The sequence below is a fragment of the Streptomyces sp. NPDC006384 genome (genome assembly GCF_042870695.1).
Taxonomy (GTDB): Bacteria; Actinomycetota; Actinomycetes; order Streptomycetales; family Streptomycetaceae; genus Streptomyces.
The window spans coordinates 129,677-147,826 of record NZ_JBIAHR010000022.1 but is presented as its reverse complement, the minus strand read 5'-3'; the positions used below and the strand labels follow the sequence as shown (position 1 = coordinate 147,826).

General features: G+C 68.8%; 17 protein-coding genes and 5 pseudogenes. 9 read left to right on the top strand and 13 right to left on the bottom strand.

Annotated elements, in window-relative coordinates; genetic code table 11:
• A partial coding sequence (locus tag ACFYOJ_RS27285; protein ID WP_388598101.1) for a serine hydrolase occupies positions 1-511 on the top strand: 511 nt, incomplete at its 5' end.
• A gap of 337 nt (positions 512-848) precedes the next feature.
• On the opposite strand, the gene ACFYOJ_RS27280 is transcribed toward ACFYOJ_RS27285, so the two are convergent.
• Together ACFYOJ_RS27280 and ACFYOJ_RS27275 are read right to left on the bottom strand one after the other, a co-directional pair.
• Positions 849-1,463, bottom strand: a complete 615-nt coding sequence (locus ACFYOJ_RS27280) for a restriction endonuclease (RefSeq protein WP_356558729.1) — start codon at positions 1,461-1,463, stop codon at positions 849-851.
• A 151-nt stretch (positions 1,464-1,614) separates the two neighbouring features.
• Complete coding sequence (locus ACFYOJ_RS27275) at positions 1,615-1,824, bottom strand: hypothetical protein (RefSeq protein WP_356558728.1); 210 nt, start codon at positions 1,822-1,824, stop codon at positions 1,615-1,617.
• 492 nt (positions 1,825-2,316) lie between these two features.
• On the opposite strand from ACFYOJ_RS27275, the pseudogene ACFYOJ_RS27270 reads away from it, so the two are divergent.
• Positions 2,317-3,060, top strand: a pseudogene (locus ACFYOJ_RS27270) (transposase family protein); the annotation flags it as partial.
• Between the two features lie 610 nt (positions 3,061-3,670).
• A complete protein-coding gene (locus ACFYOJ_RS27265) occupies positions 3,671-3,919 on the top strand; it encodes a dihydrofolate reductase family protein (RefSeq protein ID WP_388598110.1) in 249 nt (82 codons plus the stop codon).
• A gap of 146 nt (positions 3,920-4,065) precedes the next feature.
• On the opposite strand, the gene ACFYOJ_RS27260 is transcribed toward ACFYOJ_RS27265, so the two are convergent.
• Together ACFYOJ_RS27260 and ACFYOJ_RS27255 are read right to left on the bottom strand one after the other, a co-directional pair.
• Positions 4,066-4,566, bottom strand: a complete 501-nt coding sequence (locus ACFYOJ_RS27260) for a hypothetical protein (protein ID WP_356559363.1) — start codon at positions 4,564-4,566, stop codon at positions 4,066-4,068.
• A 9-nt stretch (positions 4,567-4,575) separates the two neighbouring features.
• Positions 4,576-5,799, bottom strand: a complete 1,224-nt coding sequence (locus ACFYOJ_RS27255) for an endonuclease domain-containing protein (protein WP_356559365.1) — start codon at positions 5,797-5,799, stop codon at positions 4,576-4,578.
• A gap of 110 nt (positions 5,800-5,909) precedes the next feature.
• Here ACFYOJ_RS27255 and ACFYOJ_RS27250 point away from each other — a divergent pair, with 110 nt between their 5' ends.
• The gene (locus tag ACFYOJ_RS27250; protein ID WP_356559367.1) at positions 5,910-6,470 is read left to right on the top strand and encodes a hypothetical protein; all 561 of its coding nucleotides are present in this window, start codon (positions 5,910-5,912) and stop codon (positions 6,468-6,470) included.
• Positions 6,471-6,584: 114 nt separating this feature from the next.
• On the opposite strand, the pseudogene ACFYOJ_RS27245 reads toward ACFYOJ_RS27250, so the two are convergent.
• Positions 6,585-6,692 (bottom strand): annotated as a pseudogene (locus ACFYOJ_RS27245) (hypothetical protein); the annotation flags it as partial.
• Positions 6,693-7,065: 373 nt separating this feature from the next.
• On the opposite strand from ACFYOJ_RS27245, the gene ACFYOJ_RS27240 reads away from it, so the two are divergent.
• Both ACFYOJ_RS27240 and ACFYOJ_RS27235 read left to right on the top strand, forming a co-directional pair.
• The gene (locus ACFYOJ_RS27240) at positions 7,066-7,812 is read left to right on the top strand and encodes a hypothetical protein (protein WP_356559369.1); all 747 of its coding nucleotides are present in this window, start codon (positions 7,066-7,068) and stop codon (positions 7,810-7,812) included.
• A gap of 224 nt (positions 7,813-8,036) precedes the next feature.
• Positions 8,037-8,846: a hypothetical protein gene (locus ACFYOJ_RS27235; protein WP_388598098.1), complete on the top strand. Its 810-nt coding sequence runs from the start codon at positions 8,037-8,039 to the stop codon at positions 8,844-8,846.
• 166 nt (positions 8,847-9,012) lie between these two features.
• Here ACFYOJ_RS27235 and ACFYOJ_RS27230 read toward each other — a convergent pair.
• Positions 9,013-9,261 (bottom strand): annotated as a pseudogene (locus ACFYOJ_RS27230) (transposase); the annotation flags it as partial.
• A gap of 228 nt (positions 9,262-9,489) precedes the next feature.
• Here ACFYOJ_RS27230 and ACFYOJ_RS27225 point away from each other — a divergent pair.
• Positions 9,490-10,383: a carbon-nitrogen hydrolase family protein gene (locus ACFYOJ_RS27225; protein ID WP_356559440.1), complete on the top strand. Its 894-nt coding sequence runs from the start codon at positions 9,490-9,492 to the stop codon at positions 10,381-10,383.
• Between the two features lie 272 nt (positions 10,384-10,655).
• Positions 10,656-11,192 (top strand): annotated as a pseudogene (locus ACFYOJ_RS27220) (NUDIX domain-containing protein); the annotation flags it as partial.
• 89 nt (positions 11,193-11,281) lie between these two features.
• On the opposite strand, the gene ACFYOJ_RS27215 reads toward ACFYOJ_RS27220, so the two are convergent.
• The 7 genes from ACFYOJ_RS27215 to ACFYOJ_RS27185 all read right to left on the bottom strand — a co-directional run bounded on the left by ACFYOJ_RS27215 (position 11,282) and on the right by ACFYOJ_RS27185 (position 17,589).
• On the bottom strand, positions 11,282-11,692 hold the full coding sequence (locus ACFYOJ_RS27215) for a sugar nucleotide-binding protein (RefSeq protein ID WP_388598108.1): 411 nt from the start codon (positions 11,690-11,692) through the stop codon (positions 11,282-11,284).
• A complete protein-coding gene (locus ACFYOJ_RS27210; RefSeq protein ID WP_388598097.1) occupies positions 11,693-11,821 on the bottom strand; it encodes a hypothetical protein in 129 nt (42 codons plus the stop codon).
• A gap of 145 nt (positions 11,822-11,966) precedes the next feature.
• Positions 11,967-12,575: a 2'-5' RNA ligase family protein gene (locus ACFYOJ_RS27205; protein ID WP_356559404.1), complete on the bottom strand. Its 609-nt coding sequence runs from the start codon at positions 12,573-12,575 to the stop codon at positions 11,967-11,969.
• 60 nt (positions 12,576-12,635) lie between these two features.
• Positions 12,636-12,947: a hypothetical protein gene (locus ACFYOJ_RS27200; RefSeq protein ID WP_356559402.1), complete on the bottom strand. Its 312-nt coding sequence runs from the start codon at positions 12,945-12,947 to the stop codon at positions 12,636-12,638.
• Positions 12,948-13,994: 1,047 nt separating this feature from the next.
• A complete protein-coding gene (locus tag ACFYOJ_RS27195; RefSeq protein ID WP_356559400.1) occupies positions 13,995-14,618 on the bottom strand; it encodes a 2'-5' RNA ligase family protein in 624 nt (207 codons plus the stop codon).
• A gap of 254 nt (positions 14,619-14,872) precedes the next feature.
• Positions 14,873-15,334, bottom strand: coding sequence for an NUDIX domain-containing protein (locus tag ACFYOJ_RS27190; RefSeq protein WP_356559398.1), 462 nt, complete (start codon positions 15,332-15,334; stop codon positions 14,873-14,875).
• Entirely contained in the window at positions 15,331-17,589 is a 2,259-nt protein-coding gene (locus ACFYOJ_RS27185) for an aminotransferase class I/II-fold pyridoxal phosphate-dependent enzyme (protein ID WP_388598095.1), read from the bottom strand. Before ACFYOJ_RS27185 ends, ACFYOJ_RS27190 begins: the two co-directional genes overlap by 4 nt.
• A gap of 55 nt (positions 17,590-17,644) precedes the next feature.
• Here ACFYOJ_RS27185 and ACFYOJ_RS27180 point away from each other — a divergent pair.
• A pseudogene (locus ACFYOJ_RS27180) lies at positions 17,645-18,007 on the top strand (helix-turn-helix domain-containing protein); the annotation flags it as partial.
• Positions 18,008-18,150 lie beyond the last annotated feature (143 nt).

The window sequence follows — 18,150 nt, the reverse complement described above, 5'->3', positions numbered from 1 at the left end:
CACCTGGCAGCCGCTGGGCATGGACACCACCCGCTTCGGTCCACTGCCCGGCCACCTCGCGGCCCGCTGCGCGCCGACCGAACTCGACCAGGACACCGACACCCACCTCAAGGGCACAGCTCACGACTTCTCCGCCCGCCTCCTTGGCGGCGTCTGCGGCATCGCCGGCGTCTTCACCGTCCTCGACGACCTCGTCCGGTTCCTGCGCTACATGCTCAACCCAGACTCCGCCCCCGCTCAGGCCGGCTTCGGGACCGAGTGGACCGCCTACTCGCTGACCGTGCTGACCGGTGGCCTGCAACCCGCCCGCGGCCTGTTCTGGCACCCGGCCCCCGGCACCGCCGAGGAAGAGGACGTCTGGGTGCACTACGGGTTCACCGGCACCGGCATGTGGATCTCCCCGGGCCAGGACCGCTGGGCGGTCCTGCTGACCAACAAGCTCTACTACACCCGTGACCGCCAGCCGCTGACCGACATCCGCAACAGCTTCCGCAAACTCGCCTTCGTGTGAGCCCGGCCCCGGCCGAGCCGCGGCCCCTTGACGCCCCCGGTTGACGGCGGCGTGACCGTGCTCGGCCGCACGCCGTTGGTCGGGGCGGCACGCGTGCATCAGTGTCCTGGGTCCCAGCCGGCCTCCCGGCGTTGCCGGCTGGGCGACCGCAACTGATGACTGCACTGCCATGGCAGACGGGCCCCTGACCTCCCCCTCGGACGGCCAGGGGCCCGTCGACGGCTTGGGCCCCAGAAGCACCAGCGCGTCGCCACGGCGCCGGAGCTCCGTACGGCCTCACGTGCGGCCCTGGCCGACCACCGGCGCGTGGTGATCGGCGATGCCCCGCCTGTCACGATCAGGCAGAGGGGCACCGCCTGGCGCCGCCCCCGCTTCCGTTCAGCGGGATCAGGGTCTCCAGACGAGCGCCCTTGACCCAGGATCCCAGCAGGTCGCGATGCATGGCCACGATGTCCTGGCGCAGCGCCAGGCCCAGCGCGTCCCTCGTAAACGAGCGGCAGGTGGTGACGAACAACGCGACGTCAGCGCCGTGTTCGAGACGGGCGGTGCCGACGAACTTCTGCATGTCCTGCGAGCCCACGCTTCGGTGCGGGGCATACTTTTTGACCTGGACGACCAGCTTGCGACCGTCGGCCAGGTAGCCGACGACATCCGCGCCCAAGTCGCCGCTCTTGCCGCTGACGACGACCTTCGTGCAGCCGTCCCGCCGGCACAGGTCCGCGATGTACCTCTCGAACTCCTGCCACGACAACGCGTCGACCTCAGCCATGGACAACTCGCGCGCCCGGGCCTCCTCCTGCGCCCGCCAGGCGCGGTCCTGGCCGACCGCGCGACGGTGCGCCCGCCAGAGCGCCCATCCGGCCCCGCCCACCACGGCCGCGGCGAGCATGGCCACCAGGACGGGCCACACCACCGACCAATGCCCGGCCACCCATACCGCGGCGATAAGCATCGCCACCGCACCCCAACCCTGCAACTGCCTGCGCGTCCGCTTCCTCAAACGCCGACGCCGTCGACGTGCCGCCATCACTCCCCCTCTCCCCAGACCCGTGCCCGGCAGTAGGCGCGGGCTGGCACCGTCCCGGCCTGGCGTGCGCGGGGGCTCATCGGCCGGCCTGGGTGACGCCGCTCGCAAGCTGCCCCAGGACGTTCAAGATCCCCTGGCCCGCCGGGGTCGGCGCGATCAGGACGCCCAGCGCCAGGACGATGACAACGGTCAGCTTCTCGTCGAAGCGGCTACGGGCCTCCGTACGCCGCCGCAACCTCCACACGACGATGACTGCGAGCAGCAGCGCCACGTTGATGGTCACCAAACGCCCCGACCTCCCCCATACGACCGGCCATCACTACGCGGGGATGGCAGCACGCCGCCCCAGCGTCCTTATGTAGCCAGGCTTCGGTGATGTTGGGATCGAGTTGCCGTTGAATGGCACAAAGCCATCGGACCTGGCCGAATACCGCACGGCGGAGCAGCCCCGGACGGGCACGGCGACGTAGGCGACGTTCATGAAGCCGAGCACCGGCAGAGGACGCGAGGCCCTTCACCGGCTCCGCCCGCCCTGGACCGACTCAGCATCGCCTTGACTCCTATCTGTGGCCCGTGCCCCCTCCGCAATCGGCGCACGTGCCCAGGGCCACGCAAGAGTCGATAAACAGCGTCCTGACGATCACGGAACCGATGGCACACTGAGCGTTTTCAGAGTGGCCACCGGTCGGGTGACGGGGGTGGCGTCCCGCAACGCACGAGGCTCCTGTGCCGTTGAGAGAGGTGTTCGACGTCTCAACTCATCAGCGCAGGAGCCTCGTTGGTCCCCTATCCTGCCTCACTCGACCTGCCTCACGCCCTGGTCGAGTGGGTAACCATGCTCATCGTCACCCGTGAGGGTGACCGCCGCTGCAAGCTCCGGCCGCACCAGCGTGCTCTCGTCGCCCTGATCTACCTCCGCAGGCACGACCCGCTCGCGCAGATCGCCGCTGGTTTCGGCATATCCGTCGGCACGGCCCATGCCTACGTCACCGCCGTCGTCGGCCACCTCGCCCGCAGGGCACCCGGGCTGCTGCGGGTCCTGCGGGAGACGGACCCGAATCATGTCCTGCTCGACGGGACGCTTGCCGAGTGCGACCGGGTCGGCGACAGCCGGGCCGACTTCTCCCAGAAACACCGCCGCCACGGCGTGAACGTGCAGGTCGTCGCCGATCCCGAGGGCCGGCTGCTGTGGCTCTCGCCCGCACTGCCCGGCCACACCCACGACCTGACCGCGGCCCGCACCCACCGCATCATCCGGATCTGCGAACGCCAGGGCGTGCCCGTCCTCGCCGACCGCGCCTACATCGGCGCCGGCCCCTGGGTGACCACACCGATCAGACGGCTCCCGCACCAGGATCTCACCGCGCCCCAGCGGACGATCAACCGGGCACTGTCAGCGGCACGAGCACCCGTCGAACGAAGCGCCGCGAGGCTGAAGTCCTGGCGCATCTTCCGCAGAGCTCGCTGTAGCCCCAACCGCATGACCGCCGTCGCCGCCGCCCTCACCCTGGAGAGGCAACGCTCCAGGGCCCGTTGTGCTTGCAGGGCTTCGGCGTTTGCGCTGGCGGCGAGTTCATCGAGCAGGCGATGGGCGTGCTGACCGATCGGCTCGGCGCGCAATACGGGGTTGGCCAGGACGTGCTGGTGGAAGGGCACGGCGCTGCGGCTGAGGCAGCTGACGGGTGCGGGGTCGGCGCCGAGTACATCGAGGACGAGTGCGATGGCAGCACTGGTGAACATCTGGTGCCGGCCGAGGATGCGGATGAGGTGGTCGGCGCGCGCCGTGGCGCCCGTGTGGGCCTTGGCTCAGGTCGTGATGACGGCCCAGGTGGGCTGAGCGGGCCAGCGGGTGCCGCCGGCCGGGGCGGGAAGGAGCGGCTCGCGCAGGTGCCTCGAGCAGCGCCGGCCAGGGGTGAGGAAGCGGTCGAGGAGCCCGGGCCACAGGGCGAGCAGCTCGGTGATCTGCGCTGGCGTGGTGGCCTGCCGGGCCAGCGAGAGCAGGAGGTCGACCAGGGCGTCCGGTTCGTCGGCGAAGGCAGTGACCGTCTCCTCCAGGCGGCGGGGCGCAGTTCGTCCTCACCCATCTCCCGCCCGACGAGCCGGACCCCAACGTCACCTTCCTCACCTGCGACATCGAGGAAGCCGTGGCCACGGCACGCCGCGCCGCCGGCGACAAGGACCTGGAGATCCTCGGCGCCGACGTGGCCGCCCAGTGCCTGCAGCGCGGCCTCGTCGACGAGATTCTGGTGTACGTGCTGCCGGTGCTGCTCGGCGACGGCGTCCGCTTCGCGCCGCCGGGCCTCGACCGGATCGACCTGGACCCGTTCAGCAACGTCCAGTCGGGCGGGGCCACCATGCTGCGCTTCCGTGTGCGCAAGTAGGCACGGTCGCAGCTACTAGCTTGCACACTCGCCGACTGGATTGCTCAGTCGCCCCGGACCGCATCGGTCCGGGGCTCGCTCGCGTATCCGCGGGGCGGGTGGTGATGCACGCGATGCCGTACTCGACGAACGCCGTCGCGTGCGAGTTACGGAGCGGTGCGGGGTGGTCGGGCGAGTCGGTGCAGGGTGCGGCACGGCATGTCTTCCTCCACGCCGATGCCCAGACAGACGAAGAGTGCATGGTCGTTCTTCTGCAGCGCGACCGCGGCCCTCGCTGTGTCTTCCTTGTCGGGGTAGATCCACAGGCTGACCCGTCCGGTGTCTCCAAAGGCGGCCATGTCCAGGAAGCCCTGCCGCTGCCGGTCGGTCTTCAACTCGAAGCGGACTGCCAGCTCGAACTGCTGCGGCTCCCGCCCGTACAGCTGCAGAAGAACGTGCCGGTGATCGGGCGTGACCTTCCACCGAGCGTCGATGGTCGTGCCGGTGCTCTGGATGCCCGTGGTCAAGTCGAGCGAGGCCTCCGTGTACGCCTCGTCGAGTCCTGCCACCGCATTCCGGGCAACCGGCACCATCACCATCAGGTGGGGGCCGTGCACGACGTACAGAGGGAACGCCTCGGCGTCGATCGTCGCCATCAAATCGCTCATTGCGCGAGTTTATGGCTGGCCTTCCTGCGCGGTGAGAGTCGCGTCGACGAAGGCCCGCACGAGCGCGGCCGCCTCGGGTGCCGTCACGTCCTTCGTCCACCGGCTGGTGTGCCATCCGCTGCACTGCAGCTCGAACCGGCGCACACCGTGGGCGTGCTCCACCTCGCGGGCGTAGGGCTCGCGCGGGCAGCGCCCGTGCCGTTCGGTCTGCTCCAGGTGCGCGCAGACGACGGCGGCATGGAACCGGCGCGGCAAGGTCCGCTGTTCGAGGCAGCCGCGGCATTCCAGGAGATGCAGTGCCGCTCCTTCGAGGCGGAGGAAGAGGTAGGGGAGTCCTGTTCCTTCGCGGGTGTTGCAGCTGCCGCACAGCGGGCCGCGGACGTAGCCGTGCTCGTGACAGTGATCCCACGCCGCGGCCGGACTCTGCTGGCACAGTCGGCACAGGTAGTCGTCTGCCCGGGTGCCACGCCGTCGGTGAGCGGCGTACAGCACGCCCCGCAGGTGGCCGGTGTACAGCTGGCTGGACTCCCCGGCACACGGCGGACACATGGTGGCGTACCCCGTGCGGGTGTTCCGCCTCCAGTCTCCCCCGTACGGTCCCTGGGCTCCGCAGCGGCACAGCCGGGCCCGCTCGACCAGCTCGCCCTCCCGCTGCTCCCAGCGGTCCAGGAGCTCGGTGTAGGCCCGGGGCAGAAGCCAGGTCTCACCGTTCCAGGCCAGCAGCTGGAGGGGCCGGGTGCCGGCGATGTTCCGCAGGTGCCGGGCCTGGCTGCTGTAGGCGACGAACTCCTGCCACGTCAGGCCTCCGGGCAGCCCGTTGTCACCGATGGCCTTCCAGTCGCCCCACTCGTCATAGGGACGGTTCTCCTGGACCAGCTTGAAGCGGGCCCGCTCGACCATCCACGACATCAGCGTGCGCCGCCAGTCGGGCCGGTACCACTCCTCCGGGGCGCGCTCCGGGAGGTCGCGGTACGCGGGCAACTGCACGTCGACGACGTCGTCCAGGTCCACGTGCAGGTCCGCCAGGGTCTGGCCGGCGGCACGGACGTCCCGCTCGTCGTACGTCCAGCGCGCCTTGTGCTTGTAGCAGCGCACCGCTATGTCGCCGAAGAAGACGTGGCCGTGCTGCCGCAGACTCGGCATGTGGAGGAGCTCGTCAGGGTCCAGCGGCACCGTGGCGTTCTGTGTCAGGTCCGCGAAGAGGGAGCGTGCGTACTCCCGGCTGATGGGCATGACCGGATGGTGGCAGCCGCCACTGACAACGCCGCCCGGACTGCACGCCATCGCCGGTCAATGCCGATGAAGCCGTCCGGCGGCTGCGCCGACACGCCTACGATGCGCTCGTGCGAAACACGAAGGCGTTCAAGGAAGCCGTTGCCCAGACGCTCGCGGAGCTGGCCCACCGGGGGGTGACCCTCGCGCCGGCGACCGTGGAGGACACGATCGAGAAGCAGATCACCACCGTCTCCGAGCGGCTCGGGATCCAGGTACGCTCCGTCTGGGGGTACTTCGACGCCGCCGCCCTCGCCGATCGTCTCGCCGACAGCGTGCAGGCCTTCGAGGAGAGCAGCAGCGAGAAGGGCGTCGGGCAGGCCCCGATGCCGCCGATCGACAACCCGGAGCTCGCCCTGGTCCTCGCCGGGGTGCCGGACTCCCTGGCGCAGAGCGGCGGCGACCTGTACGCGGTCATCGTCAACGTGGCCGTCAACGCCTGGATGGCCGGCCACATCCACGGCGAGGACGGCTGCACCGGATGCAACGGCAGCCGCGGCCCGGCCGGACACGACTGGGAAGCCCGGATGCGCACCATCACCGAGCTCCAGCCGAACATCACCAAGTGGTTCGACCGCGACGTGTGGACCCGCGCCGTCAACGACGCGGGCTACGCCGTCACCCGCCGCTGATCTCCCGCTCACGTCTCTTCGAAGCCGCGCTCGAAGCCCTTGAGGACTGAGCGAGCCCAGCTCAGTGGCAGCGCCGCACAGCGAGCACAGCCGCGCACCCGGCTGCTCGGCTGCGTCCAGGGCCTGCTCCAGCGGCAGCACCGGCGCTCCGGCCGACGCCTCTTCGCAGTCGACGGCGTGCACGACACCGCCCCGGTCGAATTCAAGACCTGCTAGAAACATATCCGGCGGGCCGTCGTACAGCGCTCTGGCAGCGGCCCGCCCCCAAAGCCACACCACGATCAAGGCCGACGATGACCACGCCCTGGCCGCCCCGGCGCACCGCCCGCCGCGTCGTACGCCGCCGGGCGAAGGGGATGGACGCCGGCGCCGTCGCGGCGGCCGTGCCGGTTTGGCGCCGTGCTCCTGGCCCTCGTGGTGCTCGCCCGTGCCTCCACGTCGCCCGGGCCGGCAGCCGGGACCAGGGTGAGGAAGCACGGGCGCGAGTGCTCAACGCACCCTCCTGATGCAGGACACACCCGGATGGCGCACCACCTTGCCGTGCCGCTGAGCGTTGTGTTGATGCGCCCGAACAGAGACTAGGTAAGGAGTTGTGATGGGCAGGAGAAAGCCGGGGAAACCGCGTCGGCCTCGCATTCCGCGTCAGTACACCCTTCAGGAGCTCCAGCCGCCCGGCGAAGGTTACGAGGAGTGGTTCTGGGTGACCGCGGGCATGAACCCGGACCAGATCGATGATCCGCGGGTCGACGACGATGCCCGCGCCCTGATGGAACGTCTGGCTCGTCTCGGTCCTCTGTACGGCAACAAGGTACCGAAGGCCGCCTTATATCTGGACGACCTCATCGACACCGGCCACCTTCCGATCTTCGGCGACGACGAGGAGGGCACTCTCGTGCCCCTCGCGGAGGCAGCAGCGAGGCTCGGCGCCACGGCCGACGTTCGCCAGTCGCTCCACAACCTGCATGCGGTGGGAGCGCTGCTTGTCGATACGGACGACGAACACGACATCGCCTTCATCCGCCTGGTTGCCAAGAGGCCTGAGGAGCCCGGGCAGCCCTGGCGGTTCCAGGGAGATCCCGATGCGGTCACTGCGATGACCTGCATGCCGAACCGCATCTGGGCGGAACTGCCTCTTGAGGTTGCCGGAGCCGTGGCGTACCTGCGGATGTGCCGGTCCGGTCTGGAGGAGCCCGATCCCGAGGCGTACGGCCAGCGCGAGGGAGTGAACGGAACCGGACACGCCAGGGAGTTGTTCGCTGCGGCGCTGGCGTCCGGTGCCGTGGATGAGAAGGGGTGCGAGGCGTGCCCGGCGGGGCACCTGTGCACCCGCGCTGAGGACTGACCGCAGTGGCACGGCCTTCGGATTCGGAGCGGAGCGTGGACGCCTCACGTGTCTGTCCACGCACCTACGGAATGAGCGAAAGCGAACGGAGTAGCGTCATGAAGCCACGGCAGCTCGTTGTGTTGCGCGGTCGCCTGTGGGTCAATCCCAGCGGGGATGCCCATGCTTTGCGGTGCGTTGCTCGCACCAGGAGGGGCAGCCGTTGTCAGAACCCCGTTGAGTACGTGCAGCTGCTTGGTCTTCATGAGTTTCAGCTCGGCTCCGCCGGCTACGTCCAGGCGTACGGCTCACTGGGCGCCGGCGACACGGTTGACACTGATCGTTGGCTCGCCCAGCACTGCACCCTCCACGACACCCCGGACGTCACCGACTGCGACACCCCCGAACTGCGCCGCTTCGACATCGTCCGGGACGCCGCCCACATCCGTGCACACCGCGTGGACGTCGCCTACGACAGCGAACCAGCCAATCGCGCGGAGGAAGCCGGGACGACGGGCGCACCGGACGAGATCACCGGCAGTATGACGGCGGTCTTCGAGGCCGCTGCTCAGCTCCGTCCGCAGCCCGGCTTCATCAATGGCCACCAGTACGACGAGTGGTACGTCAAGGCCACACCAGATCTTCTGTGCGCCCTGGCGCATCTGTCACGCACCAGCCACGAGCATGAGCTCGCTAGCTGGCTTGAGCAGCTTTCGAAGCCGCTGTGCATGGAGCCCTTGGATCCTGTTCTGTCGTACGAGTCCTTCCCGAAGGCCTGGTGCCTCCGCCCCGTCCAGGCCCAGGGCCTGCCGTGCGAACTGCACCGTCCCGAGCGCGCCGCAGGCCTCGGACGCTGTACCTACGCGAATCCCAAGAACACCCGTATCTGCCGGATCACCCCCCTCGAAGGTGGGGACCGGTGCAAGGACCACGCCGAGTACTGCCGCGCTGTCAAAAAGGACGGTGAGGTCTGCAACCAGCGTCGCTGCTACATCCCTCAACATCGACAGGTGCCGACGGCAGGGGAGGTTGCACGGCTGGCAGCGAAGCGATGAGGGAATGTCGATCGAGGCGATGTGGATCATCGGCTCGGAGCTGGCCGTGAGCGTCTCGTAGTCGCGGGCGAGGCGGCGGTGCATCATGATCCAGCCGATACTCCGCTCGATTACCCAGCGTCTTTTCACGGCGCGGAAGCCGCCCTTTTCTGGGTTGCAGTTGACGACTTCGACGTCGATTCCGAAGCGAGCCCCCGTGCTCGATGACAGCATTCTTGAAGCCGGTGTCGACCCAGGTTTTCGTGATGGTCGGGTAGGTCTCTTTGGCCTGGTCGAGGAGGCGTATTCCCATGGCGTTCTCGGAGAGGCCGGCGCTGGCGACTGTCATGGCGAGGATGAGGCCGATCGTGTCGGTCAGGATGCCCCGCTTCCGGCCCACGATCTTCTTCGCGGCGTCCGTTCCTTGGCTGGTCAGGTGTACGTTGATGGAGGTCTTGACGCTCTGGGTGTCGATGACGGAGGCGGTCGGCTCGGGCTTGCGGCCTTCCTTTACGCGAGCCAGGCCGGTCAGGTCGTAGTTGAGCTGGGCGAGGATTCCCTCCTCGCGCCCCTAGTCGGCGAACTGGACAGAACCCGCTCGGATCCGGCCGAGCCGCCCGGAGCTCCGAGCCCGGGCAGTAGCGGACCGCGTAGCGTCCGCGCCATGGCGAGGACATTGCGACTGGCTGTCGCGCAGAGCACCGTGCCGGAGGACCCCACCGACCGCGGTGAGCTGCGGGCGGCCGGGCAGGAGATCCGGGCCCTTATGGCGGAGGCAGCCGGGGCGGGTGCGCGGCTGGTGCAGTTCCCCGAGGGAGCGATCGTCTATCCGAGCAAGCGCGTGATGGCGGCCGGCCTGGATGGCGAGCTTGTCCCGGCCGACTGGAGCCGTGCCGCCTGGGACGTTCTGCGCGAGGAGGCCGAGTCGATCGCTGCGCTGGCTGGGGAGCTACGGCTGTGGACGGCGTTCGGGTCGCTTCACCCGCTCACGCCGCCGAGCAGGCCCCACAACAGCCTCTTCGTCGTCTCCGACCGCGGCGAGCTGGTCGGCAGGTACGACAAGCGGTTTCTGTCGCATACCGAGGTCTCCTACCTGTACACCCCAGGGCGTGAGCCGCTCGTCTTCGACGTGGACGGCATCCGGTTCGGCTGCGCGCTGTGCGTCGAGGCGCACTTCCCGCCGCTCTTCGACGAGTACGAGCGCCTGGGCGTCGACTGCGTCCTGCTCTCCGTGATGGTCGACGACGCCCCCAGGGCACGCGTCGCCCAGGCCTACGGGACGCTGTACTGCTACTGGCTGGGCTACGCCGTGCCGGCTCAGTTCAGCGCCACGGTGCCCTCCGGGATCGTGGCGCCCGGGGGCCGATGGCTGGCGCAGTGCCCCGCCGACGGACAACCCGCTCTGGCGGTCGCGGACATCAACCTCGACTCGACCGACACGGACATCGACGTGGCCCTTCGGTACGCCCGGCCATGGCGCCGCCGGGCGCAGGAAGGGCTTTACGAGGACCGGCTGGTGGTCGGGGACCCGCGCAGCGAGGACCGCACAACGTTTTGAGACCGGACGCCACCGATCTCACCGCCTTATGGCTCGCCTGCCCCATCTCGAAGCGAGGACTCCCACGAGCAACACATCGGTCACAGTGCGCCTCGAAGGTCTCGTGGTGAGCGTGAACAAAGGCGTGCTCTCGGCGGCTCCGTGCAAGGCTTTGCGCGATGACGGAAACGCCGTTCGAATGCAGTCCCTGCTCTGCCCAGAACCGAGCGTTGCGGATCTGCCTCTCCAGGATGGAGTCGACCAGCGCGCCGCGTCCCTGAAGTTCTGCACGAGTGGTGGCGACAGCCTCATGCGGCAGGTTTCTTCGGCCTCTGCGGACTTTGTCGGGAGTCTCCTCGCGAGACCTAAACTCAGCGCTTCCGTTCCGCCCGGTTCTCGTGGCCCGGCTCCGGGGTGCGACCGGCGGGCGCGATCCGACGACTCCTGAGGAGAACCCCGTGCCTGTGAAGACGACCAAGGCCAAGGCGCTGTGCTACATCGTGCGTGGCGGCAAGCTGCTGGTCCACCGGCACATCGACTTCCCCTGGGAGGAGGTCGGCGTCCAGGTCCCGGCCGGCAGCATCCGTGAGGGCGAGACGCCCGAGGCGGCGGCGCTGCGCGAGGCCCGCGAGGAGACCGGACTGACGGACTTCAAGATCGTGCGCAAGCTGGGCGTGACCTCGTACGACATGGGTCCGTACCGCCCTGAGATCCAGGAGCGGCACGTCTTCCTGATGGAGCTGACCGAGCCGACGCCCGAACGGTGGCCGAGCCAAGAGGACCACGACGGGCACGGTGAGCCGACACGGTTCGAGTGCTTCTGGATCCCGCTGGAGACCGCGCACGTGCTCCAGTCGGGGCAGGGCGCGCTGCTCGGGCTCCTGGACGCCCGACCCCCACCCATTCGTCTCGACCCGCATCAGGGAGGCAGTCGATACACAGCACACCCGCCCGGCACGGACCGATCGACGAGCTGTACCGCAGCAATGAGCTCGCCCCGCTCGTGGCTCAGGGCATCCGGCCCAGCGAGGTGGAACACGCCGGCAGCGTCAGACCGGGTGATCTCCCACAGGGCGGCGGCCAGGTCCTCCACGTGGACGGGGCAGCGGATGTCGTCAATGAACAAGACGCCCTGTCGAGCGCCGGCGGCCAGCGCGTGCACCAGCTGCTCGTGTTCGGAGCGGCCGTTGCCGATGATCAGTGAGGTGCGGGCGACGGCCGCGTGGGAGCACAGGAGGCGTACGGTGGTCTCGGCGGCCGCCTTCGCGGCCCCGTACGAGGCGAGCGAATCTGGAAGGCGCGACTCGTCGTACCAGTCGCGGCCCGTGATCTAGAAGATCGCGTCGCTGGAGACGTGCACCAGGCGGATGCTGCGCTCGGCGGCGGCTTGGCCGAGGCGGATACCGCCTTCGGCGGTGACCGCCCAGTCCCAGCCGCCGCCCGTCGCATTGATCACCATGGCCGGGGCCACTATGTCGAGGACCTCCTCCAGGCGGGCGGGGTCACGAAGGCCGAGGTGATGCCAGGTCGCCCCGTCGTCGCTGCACGGAACAGAAGTGGAGCATTCCCGCCAGAGCTGGATAGAGCCTCTGACTGCACCGCAGCTAGCAGCTGAACGAGACCTCTTCGAGAACGTCCCATGTGTAATACCCCAGGTCACGACGCTGGTACTGGTTAACCAAGTGGACGCGATCAATCGTGACGTCGACGCGCGGCGGCCGGAGCGCCCGCAGGGCACGATTCAGCTTCTTGTCGGGGAAGTCAGCCCGCGCATAAGCGAGCGTCGCGTGAGCCCAGAACTTGGCCTCCTTGGCCCGCAAGGAGATCCCGGGTACCTTCTCGGCCGCCGCCCGAACTCGCTCGTTGAGCTGGGCCATGCCGTCTTCCGGGTAGACGGCGACGGTCACCGCGGTGACTCCGGGCCACACCGGACCGAGCTGGACCTGGAAGGGCTTCATGCCGGCAACTTCTGTCCGGAGGGCGTCGCGGAGCTGGTTCAGCTGGTCACCGTCGATGGCGTGGTGGATGCCCTGGACGGTGGAGTGCAGCCACGCCTCGGGGACCACGCCGAGCTGGTCACCGTACTCGCTGAGCAGCTCGTGGTGGGCGCGGGCGTACTCGCGGAACTCGGGGTACTGGCTGAGCAGGATGAGGGCGTGCGGGAAGGGGCCGCCGTCTTTCCAGATCTTCTCGGGGGTGAAGAACTTCTCCACGGTCGTGCTCCTGATCTCATCGGTCGATGGCGGGGACTTGAGCTGCCTACACTGCCGACGTCAGCCAACGGAGGCACTGAACCGGCGGAACGCCTGAGCTATGTCCTGTTTTGTTCGCCCGGCTTCGTCGCTCCAGTCCGGCACCGAAGAGACACCCAGGAAACGAGCGAATGCATCTACTGTGGCAGTGAACAGCTTCTGGTCTTCCGGTTCAGCGTCGGGCCGCCCCTCCATGACAAGGCGAAGAGCCCCCACAGCACAGACCGCGCCCCGATCGGGGTCTGTCCAAGGGTCGCTGAAGTCCCCTTGGTACAGCCCTCTCTTTTCAATGACGGCAGCTGCCTTCTGCGCCAGACGGGCCATCTCAATCATCTGAACAGCTTCCGGTTGAAGGTGTACATGACCTGCGCCGGACCGCCTCGACATGCCCGAAGGCCGGGGCTAGGTCGCCATCACAGATCGTACGGGTAAGGTTGGCGTTGCATCGACGCATTCTGGGGATTCCAATACCCGACTGCACCGTTAGCGCGTCCCGGCGGATCTCAGCAGCTCTTCCATGCCGAGGCGGAGAAAGAAGAGCACCTGCAGCTGACGGTCCAGGCATTCCGGGACGCCCAAAAGGGCGTCATGCCCAGCGGCCCTGGTGCGCGCGACCTGAACTACTTCACTACGGCCGCCACCTGGAAAGTCTGCTCCGCAAGTTGGCCAAGTCCCTGCTCGTTGGACCAGCCAACTCCTGCTGGTTCCGCGACCCGGTCAAGGCCCTGTGCCTGCTGATGGCCGGCCCCGGACTCGACACGCTGCCCGCAGGCCACCTGCCACCCCCTGTCACCGACCGGTGTGGGCCGAGCATGCCCGAACGATCGGCGTGTTCATCACCGGCCCGCGGGTGGCCAGGGGCGAGAGGCAGCGGTTGATCCCTGAGCGTGGATCCGCGGATCACGCAGATCGAGCGCCTCAAAGCCACGGTCGCGGAACTCAATAAGCGGGTTTCCAAGCGGAATCGGACCATTGCAGAGCTGAAGGGGCTCAAGATCATGGTGGTGTACCGGACTGGGCGCCAATCCACGCCAAGACCGAACTCCGGTCCTGTTCACACTGGCCGCTCAGGTTCCGGCCGCGATCCTCACGCGCACCCTGGGCATCCACCGTGAGGTAGCTGTGCGGTGGCAGCAGGCCAGCGGCGGGGACCGGGCGGCATACGCAGCCGACGTCACCGCCCAGCCGGTTTGCTCACGCCCGGCGGCCTGAACGGTGATCCTCAGCGACTGCCGCGCTCCAGCGCCAGGTTGCCGCCCTGGAGGACGACCTCGCGGCGTCCAGGACGAGCCTGCGCCGGATGATCCGGGAGGGTAATCTGCCACCTCAGTGACCCACGCGAAGCGGGCCGGACCACCGTAGGCGGCCCGGCTCGCCCGCCTACTGGCCGCCGAGCGGGATGGTCGCGAGCTGCTCCCAGGTGATCGTCTTAGCAGTGCTGTCCGCGGTGACATCGACCAGCTGCACCTCGGTGACATGCAGGGGCGCGTGGCTGGGACGAACCCGGCGCAGGATGCGCTGGGCATCGTCGGAGGACGCCTCCTCGCGCGCGTACGAGATCGTGAGGTGCTGGAGGCCCCATGGGTAGCGCACCGCGTCGTCGCCGCGGACCGTGCGGATGGCCTCACGGACGGCACGGTGGAGGGCAGCGATCTGGTCGTCCGGGTGAAGGTCCGCGATCACCCCCGAGTGATATGCCAGAATTGACCCGACCTGAACCTCGAAGGGCGGGAAGTCTGCAAGCTGCTTGGTGAGTTCGCCGACCAGCTCGTCGCGTTCATGGTGGGGGATGAGAGCAGCATGGCGGTCAGTGATCTGGTCGAGCGTGACATGCAGCCACTGACGAGGTACCGGGGTGAGTGGGAAGTCCTTCAGGGCCTCGTTCGCGCTGGTGACAAGGTCGAGAAGGGCGCGATCCCGGTCAGATACCGTCAGATATACATGTAAGAGGGTGGAGCCCTCGGGCCAGCGGGCGTCGGCGTGCTTGAAGACGAAGGGCTTCATGACGCGCCACGGTATCGCCCGAACAATCGTCTTGCCCTTGTTTCAATGGAGTCCGGCTCCGTTGTTGGGGACTCCGCGTGACTGCTGGGTGAGCCGTTGCACCAACTCGAGGTCGATGCCGCTGCCCGGCCCGGTGATGCGGGCCCGAACCGGCCGTAGGGAGCCGAGGTCCGATGCCTCGTCACGGGCGGGCCGAGGGAGACGAGTCCTGGTTCCGGGCGATCGGCGAGTGCCCATGCGGGCAGCCGGATCCATCACGCGATTCCCTCTCGCCAGGTTGCCAGCACGTCTCGTACGGCGCTGGAGACCCGCTCCTGCTCCGTACGGTCGGCCCACAGGTGTGCATCGTGTTCGGTGAGCTTGACTGTGTCGCTCTTGTGGGTGACGCGGGCGGTGAAGTTGAACTGTCGGGTCTTCTTGCCACTCTTGGAGAGGTAGTCGAAGTGTCCGAGGTAGGGCCCGATCACGGTGACCGTGAGGCCGGTCTCCTCGGCGACTTCCCGGAAGAGGGCCTCGGTCAGGGTCTCGCCCGCGTCGACGCCGCCGGAAGGGAGCTCCCACAGGCCGCCGAGGTAGTCGTCGGCGGCGCGGTGCAGGAGCAGCACCTTGCCTTCGGCGTTGGGGATGACGGCGCCGACGACGTGCTTGGTGATGCCGTCGGCGTCGGCGGCGTGGAGGAGGTCGCCCATCAGGGCGGCGTCGACGAGTGTGTTCACTTCACGAGTTCCTTGTGGTGTTCGGCGACCTTGAAGATGGCCGCGGTGTACGCCTCGACGAGGTGGAGGTCCTGGTCGCGGTGCCACACCGGAAGTTTCACCGTGCGGCCGTGCACACGTCGAGCGGTGGTGAAGCTGTCGGCGGCGGGGCCCTGATGGTCAGCGTAGCCGGGCAGGAGTGCCCCAGGGGTGTGGAACAGCGGGTGATCGCCGAGAGCGCGGGTGGCCCCGGGAAGGTCGACCTCGCTGGCGCCCTCGGCGTGGACGGCTTCGAGGAACCGTTCGACAGGCAGGCCGGCGAGCTGGTCCGGGCGGTAGTGCAGCGGCAGCGCGTACCAGGCCGGACGGGCATGGGACGGCGGGTGCGGCACGTCGATGCCCGGCACGTCGCGCAGAGCCCTCCGCATCCGGGCGGCAACATCTTCGCGGCCGGCCAGGTAGCCCTTCAGGCGGGGAAGTTGGGCGTTGGCCAGTGCGGCTGCCAGGGGGTGGATGCGCAGCTTGAGCCCCATGCCGGTGACCGCGTACGGGGCAAGGGCGTGGTCGGCGGGGATCTCGCGGCGGCACCGCTTGTTGTACTGGCCGTGCAGCAGTACGCGGTAGTACAGCTCGGTGTCGTCGGTGGCGACGAATCCGCCCTCCCCGGCGGACAGCGGCTTGGGGCCGTTCATGCTGAAGGCCGCGGCGCGGCCGAAGGAGCCGACCGGCTGCCCGCGCCAGGTGGCGCCGTGGGCGTGGGAGCCGTCCTCCAGCAGCATCAGGTCGTGCTGGGCGCTGAAGGAGGCCAAGGCGTCCATGTTCTCGGGCAGGCCCCACAGGTGGACGGCGACCACGGCCTTCGTCCGCGGCGTGATGCGGCGGGCGGCGTCGTCGAGGTCGAGCTGCCCGTGCTCGTCGACGTCGGCGAGCACGGGACGGGCGCCGAGGTGGAAGAGCGGGGTGGCCGTGGCGTGGAACGTCAGCGCCGGCACAATCACCTCGTCACCCGAGGTGATGCCGGCCGCCGCGTACATCGAGTGCAGGGCGGCCGTCCCCGTGCACGTGGTGACAACGTGCCGGACCCCGAGGAAGGACGCCAGGGAGTCCTCCAGCTCGGCGACGACGCCGGAGCGGTCCGGGATGGACACCGCGGACATCAGCTGGCCGGTGACCGCCGATACGTCGCTGTCCTCGATCGGGGGCCAGGAGAAGTGCGAGCCGGGGGCCTCGATGACGGGCGGTCCGCCAAGGAGGGCAAGGGGCGAGGTGGCGGTCACAGCAGGTACTCCTTCGGGTCGGCGGGCGTGCGGGAGGTCTGGGAGGTGTAGGCGGCGGCCAGGAACGCGGCGTGCGCCACGTGGGTGCTGGGTCCGCAGGGGTTGGTCCGCTCGCCGTCGAGTACGCGGCAGAAGCAGTCGATCTGCGCGGTCGCGGCGGAGGGCCAGGCCGGTGCACGGGTCAGGGACTCGATCAGCTGCCCGTCCGGGGCAAGGCGCCGCACCCGTCCTCGCTCGATCACGACCGCGCCGCGGGGTCCGGTCACCGTCAGCTGTTCGGCCTTCGGTCCGGTGGAGCCGGGAGATGAGCAGGGAGCCGTACAGGCCGGAGTTGTAGGCGAGGTGGACCAGCGCGGTGTCCTCGGCGTCGCAGTCCGCGTCGGGATGTGCGGCGGTGGAGGTGTCGGCCAGGACGCGGTCGGGCAGGCCGAGGTACCAGATGAGCAGGTCGATGAGGTGGTAGCCCATATCCATCAGGGCGCCGCCGCCGGCCAGGGATGCCCGGCCGCGCCAGCCGGCGGACGGGTCGGGGCAGTGGAAGGTGTAACGGCCCTCGACCAGGTACGGCTGCCCGATCTGCTCCAGCAGCTGCACCGCCGCGGTGTAGACCGGATGGAAGCGGCGCTGGACGGTGACCATCAGCTCGATCCCGGCCTTGTCGCACAGCGCCACCAGCTCGGCGGCCTCGGCCGGGCCGGTCGCGAACGGCTTCTCCTTCATCACATGTACCCCGGCCGCCGCGCAGGTCTCGATGACCTCACGGCCGGCGTGGTGGGGGACCGCGACGATGGCGAAGTCCGGGCGCACGTCTTCCAGCAGTGCGCGGATGTCGGTGAAGCCGGGCACGTTGTGCTGCTGGGCCTGGGCGGCGACCTTGCTGGGGTCGGTGTCGCAGACTGCGGCAAGGCGGGCGAACTGGGAGTCGGTGAGCCCCGGCAGGTGGTCCTCCAGGGCCTGGTGGCCGAGCCCGATGACGGCTGCTTTCTTGCGTACGCTCATTCGCGTTCACGCCCCTCGGTGAAAGCACGTCGGCCCGCCTGCTGCGGGCCTTGACATGCTCCAGAGCACCGCACCCGGTCCGGCCGCGGCAGGGGCGCTGCCGCGGCCTGCAATGTCGTTTGCATCTGGTGCAAAACCGCTGTTGCTGCCCGGCAGCCCGGTCTACGGTGAGCGGGGGATACCTCGGCTATCGACGGGGGCGTGGATGCCAGTGAGCACGGCGCGAGCTCGATCCGAACGGCCGAGGACACCAGGTGAGTTGATCCGCAGCAGGCGCCAGGCCCGTGGCTGGACGCTTGCTGATCTCGGGGCCCGAGCTGGTTACTCCGCCTCCCAGGTCTCCCGGTACGAGCGGGGTCTCTCGCCGCTGTCCGACGTTGACGTCCTCAGACGCTTCGCCGATGTTCTCGACATTCCGCCCAAGGAGTTCGGGCTCACGGCGTCTTCGCCCCCTGCACAGACTCGACACGGATACCCTGTTTCTCCTGGTCTCGCGTACCCGCGCCTTCCCGGCCCTAGGCTGGGACGAACTCAGCGGGAGGACGGTGACGACTCAGTGCG